Annotated in this window: 15 protein-coding genes; 7 read left to right on the forward strand and 8 right to left on the reverse strand. The window is 43.5% G+C overall.

The features are described 5' to 3' along the window. Positions 1-6 precede the first annotated feature (6 nt). From KYJ26_RS09125 to KYJ26_RS09135, 3 genes are all read left to right on the forward strand, one after another. Positions 7-498: a YajQ family cyclic di-GMP-binding protein gene (locus KYJ26_RS09125; protein ID WP_206852629.1), complete on the forward strand. Its 492-nt coding sequence runs from the start codon at positions 7-9 to the stop codon at positions 496-498. Positions 499-568: 70 nt separating this feature from the next. Continuing rightward, entirely contained in the window at positions 569-1,921 is a 1,353-nt protein-coding gene (locus KYJ26_RS09130) for a CoA-disulfide reductase (protein ID WP_219166963.1), read from the forward strand. 239 nt (positions 1,922-2,160) lie between these two features. Then, entirely contained in the window at positions 2,161-3,033 is an 873-nt protein-coding gene (locus KYJ26_RS09135) for an SDR family oxidoreductase (RefSeq protein ID WP_219166964.1), read from the forward strand. Positions 3,034-3,095: 62 nt separating this feature from the next. Here the strand turns inward: KYJ26_RS09135 and KYJ26_RS09140 are convergent, their stop codons facing one another. The 5 genes from KYJ26_RS09140 to KYJ26_RS09160 all read right to left on the reverse strand — a co-directional run bounded on the left by KYJ26_RS09140 (position 3,096) and on the right by KYJ26_RS09160 (position 9,386). Next, entirely contained in the window at positions 3,096-4,127 is a 1,032-nt protein-coding gene (locus tag KYJ26_RS09140; RefSeq protein WP_219166965.1) for a LacI family DNA-binding transcriptional regulator, read from the reverse strand. 127 nt (positions 4,128-4,254) lie between these two features. Further along, the gene (locus tag KYJ26_RS09145) at positions 4,255-5,793 is read right to left on the reverse strand and encodes an alpha-amylase family glycosyl hydrolase (RefSeq protein ID WP_219166966.1); all 1,539 of its coding nucleotides are present in this window, start codon (positions 5,791-5,793) and stop codon (positions 4,255-4,257) included. A 38-nt stretch (positions 5,794-5,831) separates the two neighbouring features. Beyond that, positions 5,832-6,674 (reverse strand): sugar ABC transporter permease, encoded by an 843-nt coding sequence (locus KYJ26_RS09150; protein WP_219166967.1) that lies wholly within the window; start codon positions 6,672-6,674, stop codon positions 5,832-5,834. Position 6,675: 1 nt separating this feature from the next. Beyond that, the gene (locus tag KYJ26_RS09155; protein ID WP_219166968.1) at positions 6,676-7,962 is read right to left on the reverse strand and encodes a carbohydrate ABC transporter permease; all 1,287 of its coding nucleotides are present in this window, start codon (positions 7,960-7,962) and stop codon (positions 6,676-6,678) included. Positions 7,963-8,111: 149 nt separating this feature from the next. After that, positions 8,112-9,386 carry an extracellular solute-binding protein gene (locus tag KYJ26_RS09160; RefSeq protein ID WP_219166969.1) on the reverse strand — a complete coding sequence of 425 codons (1,275 nt, stop codon included), beginning with the start codon at positions 9,384-9,386 and terminating at the stop codon, positions 8,112-8,114. A 290-nt stretch (positions 9,387-9,676) separates the two neighbouring features. On the opposite strand from KYJ26_RS09160, the gene KYJ26_RS09165 reads away from it, so the two are divergent. The 4 genes from KYJ26_RS09165 (at position 9,677) to KYJ26_RS09180 (ending at position 14,934) form a co-directional block, all read left to right on the forward strand. Beyond that, positions 9,677-11,437: an alpha-glycosidase gene (locus KYJ26_RS09165; RefSeq protein ID WP_219166970.1), complete on the forward strand. Its 1,761-nt coding sequence runs from the start codon at positions 9,677-9,679 to the stop codon at positions 11,435-11,437. 100 nt (positions 11,438-11,537) lie between these two features. Further along, a complete protein-coding gene (locus tag KYJ26_RS09170; protein WP_219166971.1) occupies positions 11,538-12,893 on the forward strand; it encodes an MATE family efflux transporter in 1,356 nt (451 codons plus the stop codon). Positions 12,894-13,146: 253 nt separating this feature from the next. Continuing rightward, positions 13,147-13,488, forward strand: a complete 342-nt coding sequence (locus KYJ26_RS09175; protein WP_219166972.1) for a P-II family nitrogen regulator — start codon at positions 13,147-13,149, stop codon at positions 13,486-13,488. 60 nt (positions 13,489-13,548) lie between these two features. Beyond that, on the forward strand, positions 13,549-14,934 hold the full coding sequence (locus KYJ26_RS09180) for an ammonium transporter (RefSeq protein ID WP_219166973.1): 1,386 nt from the start codon (positions 13,549-13,551) through the stop codon (positions 14,932-14,934). Positions 14,935-15,050: 116 nt separating this feature from the next. On the opposite strand, the gene KYJ26_RS09185 is transcribed toward KYJ26_RS09180, so the two are convergent. From KYJ26_RS09185 to KYJ26_RS09195, 3 genes are read right to left on the reverse strand one after another with little or no spacing between them, the layout of a single operon-like run. After that, on the reverse strand, positions 15,051-15,887 hold the full coding sequence (locus KYJ26_RS09185; protein ID WP_219166974.1) for a phytoene/squalene synthase family protein: 837 nt from the start codon (positions 15,885-15,887) through the stop codon (positions 15,051-15,053). Beyond that, entirely contained in the window at positions 15,853-17,355 is a 1,503-nt protein-coding gene (locus KYJ26_RS09190; RefSeq protein WP_219166975.1) for a phytoene desaturase family protein, read from the reverse strand. Before KYJ26_RS09190 ends, KYJ26_RS09185 begins: the two co-directional genes overlap by 35 nt. Beyond that, entirely contained in the window at positions 17,352-18,875 is a 1,524-nt protein-coding gene (locus KYJ26_RS09195) for a phytoene desaturase family protein (RefSeq protein ID WP_219166976.1), read from the reverse strand. Before KYJ26_RS09195 ends, KYJ26_RS09190 begins: the two co-directional genes overlap by 4 nt. Positions 18,876-18,931: the final 56 nt, after the last annotated feature.

Raw genomic sequence — 18,931 nt, forward strand, 5'->3', positions numbered from 1 at the left:
TTACATATGGCAAAGGAAAGTTCATTCGATATCGTATCCAAAGTTGATATGTCGGAAGTAAGCAATGCGATTCAAATTGCACTGAAGGAAGTACAAACACGTTATGACTTCAAAGGAAGCAAGAGTGACATAAAATTGGATGGTGAGGAAATTGTCCTTGTCTCAGATGATGAGTTCAAAATGAATCAGTTGAAAGACGTCCTTCTAAGCAAACTGATCAAGCGTAATGTCCCGGTTAAAAATCTGGATTACAGCAAGCTTGAAGGTGCCTCAGGCGGCACAGTCCGTCAGCGTGCGAAGCTTATACAAGGAATCGACAAAGAAAACGCAAAAAAAATCAACACCATCATCAAGAATTCCGGCGTGAAGGTAAAGAGTCAAGTACAGGATGATCAAGTACGCGTAACCGGAAAAAGTAAGGATGATCTTCAAAAGATCATCGCAGCCATCCGCGAAGCCGACTTATCTATTGATGTACAATACGTAAACTTCCGTTAAAACGGTTTTTCAAAGAAGTCTAATGGGTACAATAATTCCATTAGACTTCTTTCAATTTAGGAGGAAAAACATGAAGAAAAAAGTCATCATTATAGGTGCCGTCGGCGGCGGTGCCACAACGGCATCCCAAATCAGGAAAGTCGACAGTGAGATTGAAATCATCCTTCTTGAGAAAACATCGTACTTATCCTACGGTGCATGCGGCATGCCCTATTATTTGGGAGATGTGATCAAGGACCGTGAAAGTCTGTTTGCAGCGACTCCTGAACGTTTACATACGAAAAAGAACATCGATGTCAGAATGCATCATGAAGCGTTACAAATCAATCGTGACAAAAAAACGTTACTTATAAGGGATCATGGCGGCAACAGCGATTATGAGGAATCATATGATTACCTGGTCATCGCCACAGGCGCATCTCCTTTTCTCCCTGACATAGCCGGTCTTCAGCAAATCCCTGCTTTCCATCTCAGAACCGTTGAAGACATGGATAGAATCAAACAATTCTTAGAAACAGAAAAGCCTGAAACATGCACGATCATAGGCGGTGGATTCATCGGGGTGGAAATGGCTGAAAACTTCACTCATCTCGGGATGAAGGTGAACATCGTCGAACGATCACAACATGTCATCAGCATTATTGATGATGAAACCGCTAAGCTATTGCAGGATCATATCACCCTGCAGGATGTTAAGCTGTTCACAAATGATGGTCTGAAAGAGGTACTACCGGAGTGTACATTGAAGCTGGAGAGCGGGGAAACGTTCCCAACCGATTTCATCCTCCTTTCTGTAGGAGTGAAGCCACGAAACCAACTGGCAAATAAAGCCGGATTATCCATCGGGGAATCAGGCGGGGTTGTGACCAATGAGTACATGCAAACGGATGACCCCTGCATCTATGCCGTTGGGGATGTTGTCGAGTCCATTGATTTCATTGACGGTACGCCTAAACAAGTCCCGCTTGCCTGGCCAGCCCACCGGCAAGCCTACATCATCGCAAAGCATCTATCGGGAAACCCTGTCCCATTTAAGGGAATGCTCGGAACAGCCATCGCGAAAGTATTCGAACTTTCCATCGCTTCAACGGGATTGGGTGAGAAAGAGTTAAAGGACAAGGGCTACGCCTATAAAACGGCTGTTCACGAAGGAAAATCCCACGCCGGATACTACCCTGGTGCTCAGGATGTTTATGTAAGGGTTCATTTCTGTCCTGATACAGGTAAGATCTTTGGTGGTAATGTGGTAGGGGGTGAAGGTGTCGATAAACAAATCGACATCCTGGCCACTGCCATATACGGTGGATTGACGGTTACAGATCTCCAGGAAATCGAAACCTGCTATGCCCCTCCCTTTTCTTCACCAAAAGGGTTGTTAAATATGATTGGTTATAAAGCCGCCGGGTTGATGAATGAGAAATAAATGAATAATGACAGACAGGCAGGCTCCTCTTGGCAGGAGCCTGTTTTTTTATGATGCTGAGATGATGGTGGTAGAATTTGTTAATCGGCTGGATTCCTCCCCCACACATCGTTATCACTGAAAACCCCTAGCCCAATTATGCTACTTACACCACCCATACCCAAAAATCACGTTAATAATAATTTTTTCCGGGTAAACACTATCCTAAGATAACCTATACCTTAAAAGGAGTGTTTTCATTGTCTCAACAACAGCAAAATCAAAAGCAGACATTTCCACCTCAACATCAGAATCACCAGCCCGGTACAGTGGATGAAATGAACCCCCAACCTATCCATACGGATCAAAATTATAAAGGCAGCGGCAAGTTAGACGGGAAGGTCGCCCTCATTACCGGCGGCGACAGCGGAATTGGTCGTTCGGTTGCCTGGTACTTTGCAAGGGAAGGTGCCCATGTGGCCATATCGTACTTAGATGAGCATGAGGATGCTAATAAAACGAAGGAATTGGTAGAAGCTGAAGGAGTCAGGTGCATCCTTTTCCCCGGGGACATCGGAAGCTCCACATTTTGCAAAGACATTCTGAATAAAACGATCTCCGAGTTCGGCAAGCTTGATATCCTTGTGAATAATGCGGCTGAACAACATCCACAGGATGGCCTGACGGATATAAGCGATGAGCAGCTGGAGCGCACTTTTAAAACCAATGTATTTTCTATGTTCTACTTGACCCGAGCCGCTCTTCCTCATCTTAAGAAAGGTGCTTCGATCATTAACACGGCTTCGATCACGGCGTATAAAGGCAATAAGGATCTCATCGATTACTCTTCCACCAAAGGTGCCATCGTCAGTTTCACCCGATCGCTTTCGGAGAATATTGCATCCGATGGTATTAGAGTGAACGGAGTAGCTCCAGGGCCGATCTGGACACCTCTGATTCCATCTACCTTCAGTTCTCAGAAGGTTTCAGAATTTGGAGGAAACACACCCCTCGGAAGGGCAGGACAGCCATTTGAATTAGGACCTGCCTACGTGTACCTGGCAAGTGACGATTCCAGCTATGTGTCAGGACAGATGATTCATATAAATGGAGGGACCGTCATCAACGGATAAAAAAAAGCGGCTGAAGGCTGATGCTCTGTTATAGGGCCATCACGCGTTTCAGTCGCTTTCCATTATCCATTCACTTTTCGTTCACTACATGAACATCGCTTCACAATATGATGCGGGACGATGATCCTTTTGATAGGCTCTTTCGGGTTTTCAATCTTTTGAATCAGGCTTTTCGCTGCCTCGTTCCCAAGATTATATATATTGATATCCACCGATGTGAGCGGCGGCCGTGACATCTCGGCAAGGAGTACATTATTGAAGCTGACAATGGAGATATCTTCAGGTACTCGGATTCCCATCTCATCAAGAGTGTTCAATACACCAAGAGCCATTAAATCATCTGCCACCACGAGTGCCGTCGGGGGATCTTCCAGCTGCATGAGCTCATTGATTGCCTCACGTCCTCCTTCACGAAGAAATTCTTCATGGATGATGTAATCGTCATTCATATCGATCCCTGCATTTCTAAGGGACTTTTCATATCCTAACAAACGCTCAACCGTCACGACGAGATTAAGGTCACCACCGATAAATCCAATGCATTCATGCCCAAGTTCCAAGAGGTAATCCGTTACTTCCTTCGTCGCCCGGAAGTTATCATTGTCCACATGAGTGATTTCTTCACAATATTTATAAGGTTTTCCGACAACGACAAAGGGGAAGTCCCGATCCTTCAAATAATTCATTACTTTATCTTCTACCTTTGAATAAAGCAGGATGATCCCATCAACACGTCCACCCTGGACCATCTGGACAACCCCGTCATATATCTCCTCTTCGGATTGACCTGTAGACATTTGAAGGGCATACTGTTTTTCCTGTGCCCCTTCACTTAAACCCCTTAATACCGTCGGAAAGAATGGGTTTTGTGAAAAAGTACTGGCCGAACCCGGTAATACAAGTCCTAACACTTGAGTCGACTGATTTGCCAGGCTCCTTGCGATGAAATTAGGGTGATACCCCAGCTGCTCCATCGCTTCCCGTACTTTTTGTTTTGTTTTTTCGCTTATTCTTGGATTATTTGCAATAACCCGCGAAACCGTAGATGGTGCCACGTTCGCAAGCTTTGCCACATCCTTTATGGTGACCGCCATTCATTCCACCCCCCCTTTTTAGAAAAGCTTAGTCCCTGCACGGGATGCTTTCCGTTAATTAAAACGCTTCCAATTTATTATTTTTGAAAATGACAGCAGGGATCCTGTATCAGATCCCCCGCAACTATCATTGCTGCTTCTTTCCTTTTCCCCGTTTCCATACAAGATAGAGGAATAGAAGAAATAAGACATACATAATCCCAAGTGTGATTAGGTAAGGATAATTCAGCCCACTTTTGTTTTTAAGCAAGTAAATCTCTGCTTCTTCACGGTCAAGGACGAGATGATAATTTCCTTCTTTATCACTGCGGACAAGGTCATCACCGATTAACCCCTTTAATTCATGGTTATCCGCCAGTTCTTCTTTTGTCAATTGAACATTCTGTGTTTCGCTTGAATTGTTGATCGCTATAACGGTTGTTTGATCCTCGTACGTCCGCTTAAAGATCCCCATCCCATCTTTATTGTAGAGAGGTTCGATATCCCCTCTTGTCAATGATGGGTATTCTTGACGGATCTCCCCAAGACGACTGATGTAATCAATCAGTTCTTCATCCGCCCTGAAATTCATAAAGCGGCGGTTGTCAGGATCGTTGCCCCCGTCCATGGCGATTTCCGATCCGTAATAAACAATTGGAATACCTGGAGTTGTATACATATAGGTCAGAGCAAGCTTCCATCTCGTACCCGGAAATAGCTTCTCTTGAACAATCATTCTAGTAAAGCGTTCCATATCATGGTTATCAATGAAGGTACCCATTAAATATGGATTATCATAATAGGTTTTATTGTATTTCCAAAAATTGAATAACCGCTCCATGGAGGTATCCGGCTTCTGGAAAACGGTACGCATTTCTTCTGCCTGAGGGACATTGACGAAACCATCTATCCCTGCATCATTGTAGGCAGCAATCTTTTCCGGATCTCGGTCGAACACTTCCCCCAACAGGTAAAAGTCATCCTTGACTGACTTCACCTCTTCACTGAATTCGTCCCAGAACTCTTGAGGGACATGACGCACTGTGTCCAGACGATAACCATCAATATCGGTTTCTTTGATCCACCACTTGGCAGCATCAAACAGGTAGCTTTTCACTTCGGGATTTTCGGTATTTAAATCGGGAAGGTCATATAACCACGCATTTTGAAGACTTTCTTCATTATTAAAGTTCATCGGCTGTTTGTCATGGAACCAATCCTCTTTATCCGGGTCGTTGACCCAAGGATGCTCCGGTCCGACATGGTTCACCACAAAATCCAGCATGACTTTCATATCCCGCTTATGTGCTTCATCCACCAGCTTCTTGAATGTTTTCATCGAGCCGAAATGTTCTTCGGTCTTATAGAAATCTGTGATCCAGTAACCATGATAGCCCATGGGTTGATTATCAAAGATAGGAGTCAGCCAAATGGCAGTGAAACCCATATCCTTAATATAATCCAGCTTATCAATGATTCCTTGGAAGTCCCCGCCCTGATAGGCCTTCGGGTCCTCCGTGTTTACATTTTTATCATTGCTCATATCCCCATTATTAAAGCGATCGACCATTAGAAAATAAATGGTCTCATCCTGCCATTTGCGTTCTTCTTTTTCAACTGCTCCTACCGGAAGGGCGTAAAAAAGAAGAAACGGGACTAAAATGAGAGATAATACTCTTCTTTTCATCTCCGCTCCTCCTAAAAATGTTAGTAACGCCTATAAGATTATCCTTTTGTACCCCCTGCCGTCAATCCTGAAACGAAGTATTTCTGGAAGAACAGGAATAATAGGGCAATCGGTACGGCAATAAGCACAGAGCCGGCAGCAAAGGTCGTAAATTCTGCTCCGAACTGTTTTGCCACCATATCATAAAGGGCAACCGGTAATGTGTACATCTTTTCTGAACGCAACAGGATGCTTGCAATGATGAAATCTGCAAATGGTGCGATGAAAGAAAACAGTGCAACCACTGCAATAATCGGCTTCGCAAGGGGCATGACGATCTGGAAGAAAATCCGTAAATGTCCCGCTCCATCCATCTTGGCTGATTCATCAAGCTCTTTCGGGATCGTATCCAGATACCCTTTCATCAGCCATGTGTTCATCGGAATTTGACCTCCAACATAAACGAGGATCAAACCAATATGAGTATCTAAAAGTTTCGTTAACAGTGCTAGTACGAAAATCGCAATCAGTGCGGCGAAGTTCGGTATCATTTGTAAGATCAAGAATGTCATCAGCCCATTCTTACGACCGGCAAACCGGTAACGTGAGAATGAATAGGCCGTTAAACTGACGAGTAAGACAGTCAGGGCCATCGTGGATAAACTGACCTTCAATGAATTCCAGTACCAAAGCATATAATTACTTTTTTCGAGATCAAATAGTTCCTTGTAATGTGCCAATGTTGCATTCTTCGGAATAATGGAAGAACCGGATAAACTTTGACCCGGATTGAAAGAAGATCCAATGATCCAGGCAACCGGGTAAAGGATCAAGGCAAACATGATTCCAATGGCTGCGTATGAAAGTGTTAAACGTATGAGTTTCTGTCTCTTCATATTCATATTACATCATATCCTCTTCTTGGAATGATTTCGTTCTCTTGAACTGCCATATCGCTACTGTGATGACGATGATGGATAATAATAATGTGATGGCAGCGGCTTTCGAATATTGTGCAGACGTCATCGTCAAGCTGTAGATCCAGGAAATCAGAATGTCCGTCCCACCAGCATTTTGTCCTGTCAGGGCAGGCCCCCCGCCATTAAACAAATAAATAACATTAAAGTTATTAAAGTTAAATGTGTATTGGGTAATGATGATTGGTGCCGTTGCAAAAAGCACGAGTGGCAACGTAATGTTCTTGAATTTCTGAAAAGCTGATGCCCCGTCCACCGTCGCTGCTTCATAAAGCTCATCCGGAATCGATTGAAGCACTCCCGTTGTCATTGCAAAGATGAATGGGAATCCGAGCCAAGCCTGAATTCCAATCAGGGCAATTCGTGTATACATCGGTTCTGTCATCCAAGGAAGCCCTTCAATGCCGAAGAATCCTAAAATGTCACGATTAATTGTTCCGAATGATTCATTGAACATACCGGCAAACACCAGGATTGAAACAAAAGCCGGGATGGCCCAAGGCAGGATGAAGACTGTACGGATGATGGCTTTCCCTTTCAAATCCTTTTGATTGACAAGGATTGCAAGGAATACACCAAGTGCCACCTGAAGCGTTGTGGCACCGAATGTCCAAACGAGGGTCCAGGCAAGTACGGTAATGAATGTTTCTCTCCAAATATCAATCTTGAAAATATCAACAAAGTTTTGAATCCCCACCCAATCGACTAATTTAGCCGGTGGTGAATGGTACAAATCGTAGTTTGTAAAAGCAAGTAGGACAACAAAGATGATCGGAAAAATGACGACGAATACGAGCAGAAGAAATCCTGGCGACATTATAAGATATGGAAATCCATTGTCCACTAAATTTCTGTACTGTTCGCGAATGGTGCTAAGCTTCTCTCCCCTGTCTCTCTTTTCTCCGTTTTTATACGCGTCCCGAAGATTGAACAGATAAAAGCCGATACCGAAAATACATACTATGATGGCAAGAATTCCGTATACCATTAAGAAAATGGAGTGATCTCCATATGAGACGTCTGTCCCGAGGGTGGTTATCCCCCATAATCCGTAGCTGATCAAATCTCTGAAGACAAGGATAAAGGCGGCTGTCATGATCAGGAAGAATCCGCCCTTCATAAACTGTCTATGATACATCTGACCTAATCCAGGGATTAGGGAAAGGGCCAGCGCTGTTTTTTTATGTTTTGTTTGATAGGATTGTTGCTCCATCCTATATTCCCCTTTCTACGTTCACGATTTTGATAAGCTTCAAGAGCTTTTTAAGAAAAGAAGTGTTTATTTCCTTAAAAAGCCCTTGAATAGGTCTTTAAAAGGATAGCAGTACCTCTCAAGATGAGAAGGTACCGCTATAATTGATATTAGTTTGAGTGATTTGCATCAATGTTTTGCTGAATTTGTTTCACAGCTGCATCAAGAGCCGCTTTTGGTTCTTGCTTACCTGTTACAACTGTTTGAAGTGAATCAGCCATTGGTCCCCAAACTTCTCCCATTTCAGGGATATTCGGCATTGGAACCGCATATTGTGATTGCTCGGCAACCGCTTTTGCACCAGGATTGTCAGCGATCGCAGGATCGTCGATCAAACCTTCATTCGTTGGAACTTCCTGTGTTTGTTCAAAACGTAATTTAGCATACTCGTCTTGAGTGATGAATTCGATGAATTTTTGAGCCCACTCTTTGTTTTTAGAGTAACCTGATACATGCCATCCTTTAACACCCATGAATGTTTTCATTGGCTCACCGTTTGGAAGTTTAGGCATTGCAGAGATACCGATGTCGATGCCGGCATCTTTATACCCTTGGAAAGACCAAGGTCCGTTCATGACAGATGCAACTTTTCCTTCTCCGAAAAGACCGTCAAGTGCAGATCCGCCATTTTCCCCGATGATTCCTTTAGGGAATAATCCTTCTGTGTACCATTTTTGAATATATTCAGTACCTTCAACGGCACCTTCATTATTTAAGCCTAGATCTTTCGAATCTAAAGCACCATCTTTTTCAGCAAAAACATATCCGCCGAATCCACCGATCGGTGCATGTGCAAAATAGAAGTTATCCCAAAGGGCTAAGAAACCATATTTTCCGTCTTTTGTGAAATCTTTAGAGAAAGTGTAAACTTCATCCATTGTCTTTGGAGCTTCTTCCATTAACGCCTTGTTGTATACAAATACAGGTGTTTCAGAAGATTTTGGCAGTCCATATAACTTCCCGTCATAACTTTCAGCTGTCATAGAAGACTCGGTGAAACGCTTTTCAATTTCCCCGTCCACTTCTAAAGGAGCGATATGCCCTGCAAGAGCAAGCTCACCGATTTGGTCATGCGGTAATGTTAAAACGTCCGGGCCCGTACCTGCTGGACCGTCTAAACGTAATTGTTCTTTCATCTTTGTAGCCATTTCGACTTCTTTTACTTCTACTTTAATACCAGTTTCTTCTTCGAACTTGGCACCTACTTCATCCAGCCATCCAGTTTTCTCTTGGTCTTCCCAGACAACCAGTTTTTCAGGTTTGTTTGCATCGTCTGTCTTTTTCTCTCCGCTGTCGCCCGATCCTTCCTCACGGTTTGGACCACAAGCAGCGAGCGCCCCTAATACAAGCATGATTACCATCAGCAATGATAACGCTTTCTTCATTTCGACCCCTCCTAAGTATGTTAAAACTATTGATTCATATTTCAGATTGAACAAACGCTTGCACACACTATCAAAAAAACTTAAAAGATATCGCTTACATACTTTGTGAAAACGATTGCACAACCTATCTCTTATTATACAAACTATAATCCTTTTGACAATACTTTTTTAAATTTTTTTTAATAGTCACAAGAAAAACGAAAACGCTTTATTCCTTTACAACCGTATTATTGACATAGAAGCTTGTTTAGAATACTCTTTAAAGGAAATAGAAATGAGGAGGAACGACGATGCTCTTGGAAGCTGTTTATCATAGACCGAAAGACAATTATGCATACGCTTGCACTAATGAGGAATTACACATTCGTCTACGCACAAAGAAGAATGACGTAAACTCTGTCACCCTTCTCCATGGCGACCCTTATCAATGGGAAGACGGAAAATGGCTGTATAATCATAAAGAAATGGTCATTACCGGTTCTGATCATCTATTTGATTATTGGTTCGCTCCCATTACCCCTCCCTACAGGCGGCTTCGATATGGGTTTCTTCTTGGGGATGAAACAGAGGAAATATTTTATGGAGAAAAAGGGTTCAACGGATCCCCTTCCAGTGATATTGGAGATTTCTTCTGCTTTCCATTCTTGAATTCCATCGATGTGTTCAATGCCCCTTCCTGGGTGAAAGATACAGTATGGTATCAAATTTTCCCGGAGCGATTCGCGAACGGGAATCCAGAGAATGACCCCGAAGGAGCGCTCCCTTGGAATAGCGCAGACCCGACACCAACCAATTTCTTCGGTGGGGATCTGGAAGGTGTGACTCAGAATATACCTTACCTTAAAGAGCTTGGAATTACAGGGATCTATTTCACCCCCATCTTTAAGGCACACTCCAACCATAAATATGACACCATTGATTATTTTGAAATTGATCCACAATTTGGTACAAAAGAAACATTAAAGGAATTAATCAAGGCTTGTCATGAAAATGGGATCAAAGTGATGCTCGATGCTGTGTTTAACCATAGTGGTTTCTATTTCGAGCAGTTCCAGGATGTTCTGGAAAAAGGTGAAGAATCCCGCTACCGCAATTGGTTCCATGCACATGATTTCCCTCTGGATATTGAAAGCAAGCCTCCCAACTACGATACGTTTGCATTCGAACCTTCCATGCCGAAGTTAAATACTGAAAACGAAGAAGTAAGGAATTATTTATTGGGTGTCGGACGATATTGGATCAATGAATTCGATATTGACGGATGGCGCTTAGACGTCGCTAATGAAGTGGACCACCACTTCTGGCGTGAATTTAGAAAAGAAGTCAAGACCATCAAACCCGACGTGTACATCCTGGGTGAAATCTGGCATGACTCTATGCCCTGGTTAAGAGGTGATCAATTTGATGCGGTCATGAATTATCCATTTACGACGAACCTCTTGAATCTGTTCGCCAGGCAAACTATCTCTCCTGCCCGGTTTGTGGAGAATATGACGTCTGTCGTTCATATGTATCCTAAAACCGTAAATGAAGTGAATTTCAATCTTGTTGGAAGTCATGATACTCCCCGTATTTTGACAGAATGCGAGGAAGACATCCGTCGTGTTAAACAAATATACACGTTTATGCTTACATTCATCGGAACGCCATGCATTTATTACGGGGACGAAATTGGTTTGACCGGGGAACAGGATCCAGGGTGCAGAAAATGCTTCCCTTGGGAGGAAGATCAGCATAACAAAGAACTATTCGAGCATATCAAAAAGCATATCAATCTCAGACAAGAGCTTCCTTTACTCAGGAATGAAGGGAACTTATCCTTCTTACCGGGTGACATTCATGAGCATTGTCTTGCCTTCACTAAATCGAATGGAGAGGAAACGATTCTTGTGCTATTGAACTGCAGTGAGGAATCAACCACATACACACTGCCGTTTGAACTAAAGGGCAAGAAGATTACGAATGTTTGGAGTGGAGAGGAATTTGCCGCTGAAGCAGAATCAATCGAAGTAACACTTAAAGGATTCGATTTTGCCATCCTCCAATTTTAGTAACTTGTTGTCACTAAATACGGGACTACACCTTTATGGGTAGTCCCCTTATCTATTTAAGAAGACTGGCCATCCCCCGGCCAGTTAAAGGAGAACACGTATGAGCAAGAATCAAAAAAACATGACCCTCTTTGCCCTAACCTGGCCGATTTTCATTGAAATATTCCTTCACATGCTCATGGGGAACGCGGACACATTAATGCTGAGTCAGTACTCGGATGACTCAGTTGCGGCTGTCGGGGTATCTAATCAGATCCTATCACTGATTATAGTGATGTTCGGGTTTGTCGCTACGGGTACCGCCATCCTTGTCGCCCAGCACTTAGGAGCCGAAGAAAATCGACTGGCCGGGGAAGTCTCGATCGTTTCCATTGCCGTCAACTTGATATTCGGCTTACTACTGAGTGTCGCCCTTGTATTTTTCAGCAAGCCAATCCTACTCTCCATGGATCTTCCACGTCCTCTCATGAATGAGGCTTCTTCCTATTTGAAAATCGTAGGAGGATTTGCTTTTATACAGGCCCTGATCATGACTGCAGGGGCTATCATGAGAAGCTACGGGTATACGAAAGATGCCATGTATATCACAATCGGCATGAATATCATCAATGTAATCGGGAACTACTTATTTATTTTCGGACCTTTTGGTGTTCCTGTGTTAGGGGTAGAAGGGGTGGCTATTTCCACCATCACCTCAAGACTGATAGGCTTTATCGTAAGTCTTATCGTAATATGGAAGCGAATACCGACCGCTCTTCCATTGGGGACATTATTCAGCCTTCCTATGTCTCACGTTAAAAATCTTCTACGCATCGGGATCCCTTCAGCCGGAGAGCATCTGTCTTATAATGGATCGCAGATGGTCATTACGTATTTCATTGCAAGCATCGGGACCAATGCGCTGACGACAAAGGTTTATGCCCAGAACCTGATGATGTTCATCTTTTTATTCAGCGTGGCGATCAGCCAGGGGACACAGATCATCATCGGACATATGGTTGGAGCGAAGGAATTTGACAGTGCCTACGAACGGTGCTTGAAAAGCTTGAAGATAGCCATCATCATCTCCCTTATCATGGCTGCTATATTTTCCGTTGCAGCAGAACCACTTCTCCGGATTTTCACCAGCAACGAAGAAATCATTTCTCTCGGTAAGACGTTGATCTACCTGACGATCATCCTAGAACCGGGAAGAAGTTTTAACCTTGTGGTCATCAACGCACTCAGGGCCACTGGTGATGTACGTTTTCCCGTCTACATGGGGATTATGTCCATGTGGGGAGTCAGCGTCACACTCTCCTACATACTCGGAATCTGGTTCGGCCTCGGACTCGTCGGAATCTGGATCTCCTTTATAGCCGACGAATGGCTGAGGGGCATCATCATGCTCAAACGCTGGCGATCCAAAGTATGGATTCACAAACGCTTCACCCAAAGTGACAAAGACGCCATTTAGAGGGACGGACCTTACGTCCCTATCCAAAAGAGTCAGCTCGCAAAACGAGCTGACTCTTTTTTAAACCCTTAAATGTAAGCGCCATCATTAATTCATGTTAACTTTTTTTACATAAAAACGCTTACATTATAAATTAACACTTGAACTTTTGTTATTTTCTGAATATGATAAATAATATAACTTATTCATGTTACAAAACCTAACATCAAAGAAGTCATATTGAATAAACCAATAGTAAAGGGAGGAAATAAAGATGAAAAAAGTAGAAGCGATCATTCGGGCAGAAGCATTTTTGTCTTTACGAGAAGCTTTATGTCTTCGTGGATTCAGCGGACTGACCGTATCAGAAGCAGCAGGCTGCGGAAAACAAAAAGGAAAGCAGGGTATATTCAGGGGAAACAAATTTGAACTTCAATTGGTCCCACGCATCAAAGTGGAAATGATCGTTGACGATGGGCAAGTGGAAGACATCATTGACCTTATCGTGGAGCACTGCAGCACTGAAACCGTAGGAGACGGAAAGATTTTCATTTACCCTGTTGAAGAAGTCGTTCGGATTCGAACGGGTGAACGGGGAAGAAAAGCAGTTTTATAGGTTACCATTCACCATATTCGATACTTCAGCCACGGCCAAACTCAATTTGGAGGGATACCATTGATTAAAAAGATTTCAGCTCTTTTATTTCTGTCATTGTTCGTTAGCTCCACTGCATTCGCGGCTGCACCAACTGCGGAGTCGGTTCAGGCATCTGTAGACTCTCTTTGGGTGATGATTGCTGCCATCCTTGTATTCTTCATGCACGCCGGATTCGCAATGGTTGAAACTGGATTCACCCGTGCCAAGAACTCTCTCAATATATTAATGAAAAATTTCCTGACAGTAGCCATTGCATCAGTCCTGTATTTCATCGTAGGATTCGGCTTCATGTTCGGCGGATCTTCTGGTGGAATCATTGGATCAGATAGCTTTTTCCTGTCGGGACGTGAGGATATCGGTTTCTTCCTATTCCAATCCGTCTTCGCTGCTACCTGTGCGACAATCATTTCGGGGGCAGTTGCCGAAAGAATGAAGCTAAAGAGCTATATCCTTTTGACCGTGGCCATGACGGGAGTCATCTATCCGATTGTGGGCCATTGGGTTTGGGGAGGCGGATGGCTGTCAGAGCTTGGATTCGTCGATTTCGCCGGATCTACCGTCGTCCATTTGACTGGTGCTGTAGGGGCATTCATTACTGTTCTATTCCTTGGAGCCCGAATAGGCAAATACAACAAAGGTAAAGTGAATGTCATCCCTGGTCATAACATACCGATCGGTGCCCTCGGCGTATTCATCCTTTGGTTTGGATGGTTCGGCTTTAACGGCGGCAGCAGTCTGGCAGCTGATCCGACCCTTGTTCCTCAGGTCATCACGACAACCTTATTTTCAGCATCTGCTGCCATTCTTTCATCCGCTTTCTACACGTTGATCCGATTCAAACGTATCGATCCATCCCTGACACTTAACGGTGCCCTTGGTGGACTTGTCGGGATCACTGCCGGTTGCGCCAACGTATCGCTTGTGGGATCTCTCATAATAGGTCTAATAGCCGGGGTCATCCTTGTCGAAGCCGTGACGTTCATCGATTCGAAATTGAAAGTAGATGATCCTGTCGGTGCCATTGCGGTTCATGGAATCTGTGGGGTTTGGGGAACGGTTGCAGTAGGTTTATTTGATATTCAAAACGGGTTACTTTATGGCGGAGGCGCTTCATTAGTAGCCATTCAAGCACTCGGTGTTTTAGCCGTCATTGCCTGGACCTCCATCAGTGCCGGAGGATTCCTTTACATCGTAACGAGAGTATCAAGTATCCGCGTATCACGTGAAGAAGAGCTATCAGGATTGGACTTTACAGAACATGGTTCCAATGCATACGAACTAAAAGATACAGTGCTGGAATCAAACGTTTCTTCTGCTTCTCCATTCGGATCTGATTTAGTCGATCGCTTGAACTCGATCGGAACAGGGAAAGTGAGCGACATGAATCAACGAAACACAATATAACGACAGAAGAGCTGCTCTTAGCGGCTCTTTTTTCATTTTTACATCCGTTATTCAAGTTGAACCACACAAACATAAGCTCATATGCAGGCCATTTGACAGCCTCCATATGAGCTTAATTATGAAATGCTCGATATGATTTTCTCTTTTGCATCTTTAGAAACAAAGTGCTTCTTGGAAAACACATTGTAGTGATTATTTCTCACCTCATCCAGGATCGCCCGGTATAGCAGGGCAGCTCCCTTAACAGGGGTTCTTGAATAGACAGGGTAAAGGTTCATCGTGCGGAAGGCCTTTTCATAATAGCCTTCAGCTAAACCGGCCATTTCTTCCCATAGGGACTGAAAGGCATCATTGATTCTATATTCCTTCAAATCCGTAACGGTATATTCATATTTTACTAAAAGATCCTGGGGAATATATAATCTTCCTCTTTCCAGATCCTCGCCGATGTCTCTTAATATATTGGTAAGCTGCATGGCATACCCCAGATAGATTCCGTCTTCCCTCAAATGCTGTTCTTTCCCGGGAGCAAGTATAGGAAGGAGCATTAATCCGACTGTGCTCGCTACGTGATAGGAATAATCCAGTACATCTTCCATATTCACATAGACCCTTTCGCCGAGATCCATCCTTTGGCCCCTGATCATATCACGGAAGGCCTGGACGTCCATATTAAAACGCTTAAACACATCATCCAACGCAATCCACATTGGTTGATTGTGGTTGTAAAACCCGGTTAAAAAAGATTCAAATTCCAATTCGAACTGATGCAATTCATCAAAAGGACTTGTGCCCTCATCAACGATATCATCTACTTTGCGACAAAATGCATACACAGCCCAAACGGCCTTTTTCTGATCTTTTGGTAAAAGAGAGAACGCTCTGTAAAATGTTTTGGAATGAAGCTTAATGATATTCTCACAATGATCGTATGCTTCCAAGATCCTGTTCATGTAAGGACACATCCTTCCTTTCCGATTCTGATTTAAAATATTCTTTGAAGGCTTCAGCAACCAGTTTTGCACCTTGCATGACAATCGGTACTCCTCCACCGGGGTGGATGGATGCACCGACAGCAAAGATATTTTTCTCCGCAAACGGTTGTACCTGGGGTCTGAACGGACCCGACTGTAAGAGACTCGGCGCAATGCCGAAACTTCCACCTGAATACAGTCCCTCCTGCATTGCTTCTTCAGGCGACCTGACCTTTAACCACGTGATTCGTTTCTTAAGCTCATCGAATCCTCTTTCCTCCATTGTATCTAATACGAGGTTAGAAAGAAATTCTGAAGCTTCCTTCCAATCCAAATCATCGGATACAGGAACAGGAATGAGTACATATAAGACACTTTTCCCTTCTGGCGCCAGGGAGGGATCGAGCTTAGATGGATTAAAAACGTAAAATGAAGGTTCTTTAGGAATTCTCTTATTCTTGAAAATATCCTCCATATTCCTCGAGAAATTTTCGTTTAAATAAAATTGATGCATTTCCTTATCATCAAACTTCCCATCGACCCCCATATATAAAAGCACACATCCCGATGATGGCTGGTAGGATTTAGGGGATTTCTTTTTCAATAATTTTGATGCTGTGGGAAAGTCTCCATTGACGATCACGGAGTCGATTTCTTCTCGCTTGCCTCTAACAACAATATGCGTGGCTTTCCCTCCCTCAGTTTCGATTTCTGTGACAGGAGACGATGTCTTGATCGTGACGCCATTTCGTTCACACGCTTTTTCCACATGGTCCAATAAGCCTGCATAGCCACCTTTAATATAATAGATACCATGCTTATGCTCACTATAGGAAACTAAACTATAAATGGCTGGAGTACTGTATGGATTCCCACCAATGTATAATGTTTGCAGGCCATAGGCTGTCTGAAGCTTTTCGTGATGAAAATAACGCTTCAAATTCCCCATTACATTCCGATAAGCTTTTAATTTGAGTAATGAACCTATCGTGTGAGGATTAAGATAGTCCCTCGTGTTCAAAAACGAGGACTCGAGGAATTGAGGCTTCCCGATTGTGAATCTGCTATCCATGTCATCCATAAATCGGAGAAATCCTTCTTCATCACCCGGGAATTGCTCCTTAATTTCTTTATACTGCTTATGGATATCAGCATACTTCCTGTACGTTTGACCGTCTGCAAAATGAATATGATACAGCGGATCACACCGGATGAATTCAATATCGGCTGTGTCAATCCCCGCCTCCGAAAGAATGGACAATAGCATTTCAGGAAGGAGCACTATGGTCGGCCCTTTATCAATTCTGTACTCACCTTCCTTCACAAAGGCAAGGCGCCCACCGATGGTAGACTCTTTCTCATAGACGGTGACGTCGTGACCCTCCTTCGCCAATAACAACCCGGATATCAATCCACCTATTCCCGATCCAATGACTGCTGTTTTCATAAAGCTTCCTCCATTGCTTGTTCTTTAGTGAAAGAATAGGACGGGTCTTCGTTCATCAGCATATTGGTTGTGATTCGGGCAGATTCCAGTATCGTAGGCAATCCGCTTCCAGGATGAGTGCCTCCTCCGACCAGCCAGCAGTTCTCAAGCTCTTCGAACCGGTTATGTGGACGGAGGGCCATCATCTGCGTTAATTGATGACCAAGGTTAAAGGTGGCCCCTTCATAAATATTGAAGTCCACTTCCCAATGACGGGGTGAAATGATTTTTTCGACCTGGATATGGTCACGGATGTTTTCAAGTCCCGCTTTCCTTTCAACCGCATCCAATACCAGGTCTCTGAAAACTTTTTCATTCACTTGCCAATCGATCCCGCTTACGTTGTTCGGAACGGGGGCAAGGATATACAATGTGGAATGCCCTGTCGGCGCAAGTGTTGGATCTGTAACCGAAGCATTTTGAATATAAATGGAAGGATCTTCAGGAAGGGTATACGTCTCCGTTATTTCCTCAACATTTCTCTTATAATCCTCTGCGAACACGATACTGTGATGGGGGAGGTCATACTGTTTATCAATTCCCAAATAGATCATAAAAGTCGAACAGGAATACTTTTTCTTTTTCAGTTTTTCTTTACTGTATTTCTTTAAGACACCATCTTCAACCAGATTACTCATGACGTGGGCAAAGTCCCCATTGATGATGACTTCATCAGCGGCAATCTTTTCTCCATCTTCTGTCATGATGCCTTTCACCACATCACGGTCTTCGATCCATAGTTTTTTGACTCCTTGGCCAAGATGGATTGAACCGCCATACTCTCTCACCACTTTTGCCATGGCCTTTGATAATTGATTCAAACCTCCGATAGGATGGAAAATGCCATATTCGTGCTCCATGAAGGAAAGAATGGAAAATGCCCCTGGACACTCCCATGGAGACATCCCTAAATACTTGGATTGAAAAGTAAAGGCTAACCGCAGTTCATGTTCTGTAAAATAATCACTCAACACGCTATAAAGCGATTTACCCAGTGACAGCTGAGGCAGCGCTCTCAAAACCTTCCAGCTGATATATTGATAATATCGATCCATCGGACTCTGCAGGATCGGTTTTAACCTCTCCATTTTTTTTCGTGTATCATTCATGAAACGGGTATACCCTTCTGCATTACCGGGATAATGGCGTTCGATTTCATCGGACAGCTTTATAGGATCTTTAAACATTTGAACCTTTCTATCCTTAAAGATGAGTTCATACATCATGGAGAGTTCCTGTAAATCCACATAGTCATGAAGATTTCTCCCTGATTCCTCAAATAATTCTTCGGCAATTTCCGGCATACTCAAGAATGTCGGCCCTATATCGAATGTATAACCATCCATCGTAACAGAGCCATTTCGCCCGCCAACAAATGATTGCTTCTCATATACGTCTACTTTGTACCCTTTACTGGCAAGAAGCATTGCCGCGGCCAAGCCTCCGGGACCTGCGCCAATGACGATTATTTTTTTGGCCATCGTTATAGCCTCCAATGCTTAATTATTTGTACATTTATTATACAATACTTATACAA

Origin of the sequence: Rossellomorea orangium, from assembly GCF_019334305.1 — a bacterium.
Lineage (GTDB): Bacteria > Bacillota > Bacilli > Bacillales > Bacillaceae_B > Rossellomorea.

Excerpts from the sequence above, each read along its gene's own strand:
- KYJ26_RS09155 (WP_219166968.1), bottom strand. The coding sequence starts at position 7,962 with ATGGAGCAACAATCCTATCAAACAAAACATAAAAAAACAGCGCTGGCC.
- KYJ26_RS09190 (WP_219166975.1), bottom strand. The coding sequence starts at position 17,355 with ATGAAAACAGCAGTCATTGGATCGGGAATAGGTGGATTGATATCCGGG.
- KYJ26_RS09195 (WP_219166976.1), bottom strand. The coding sequence starts at position 18,875 with ATGGCCAAAAAAATAATCGTCATTGGCGCAGGTCCCGGAGGCTTGGCC.
- KYJ26_RS09150 (WP_219166967.1), bottom strand. The coding sequence starts at position 6,674 with ATGAATATGAAGAGACAGAAACTCATACGTTTAACACTTTCATACGCA.
- KYJ26_RS09170 (WP_219166971.1), top strand. The coding sequence starts at position 11,538 with ATGAGCAAGAATCAAAAAAACATGACCCTCTTTGCCCTAACCTGGCCG.
- KYJ26_RS09125 (WP_206852629.1), top strand. The coding sequence starts at position 7 with ATGGCAAAGGAAAGTTCATTCGATATCGTATCCAAAGTTGATATGTCG.
- KYJ26_RS09175 (WP_219166972.1), top strand. The coding sequence starts at position 13,147 with ATGAAAAAAGTAGAAGCGATCATTCGGGCAGAAGCATTTTTGTCTTTA.
- KYJ26_RS09185 (WP_219166974.1), bottom strand. The coding sequence starts at position 15,887 with ATGAACAGGATCTTGGAAGCATACGATCATTGTGAGAATATCATTAAG.
- KYJ26_RS09145 (WP_219166966.1), bottom strand. The coding sequence starts at position 5,793 with ATGAAAAGAAGAGTATTATCTCTCATTTTAGTCCCGTTTCTTCTTTTT.
- KYJ26_RS09140 (WP_219166965.1), bottom strand. The coding sequence starts at position 4,127 with ATGGCGGTCACCATAAAGGATGTGGCAAAGCTTGCGAACGTGGCACCA.
- KYJ26_RS09130 (WP_219166963.1), top strand. The coding sequence starts at position 569 with ATGAAGAAAAAAGTCATCATTATAGGTGCCGTCGGCGGCGGTGCCACA.
- KYJ26_RS09165 (WP_219166970.1), top strand. The coding sequence starts at position 9,677 with ATGCTCTTGGAAGCTGTTTATCATAGACCGAAAGACAATTATGCATAC.
- KYJ26_RS09160 (WP_219166969.1), bottom strand. The coding sequence starts at position 9,386 with ATGAAGAAAGCGTTATCATTGCTGATGGTAATCATGCTTGTATTAGGG.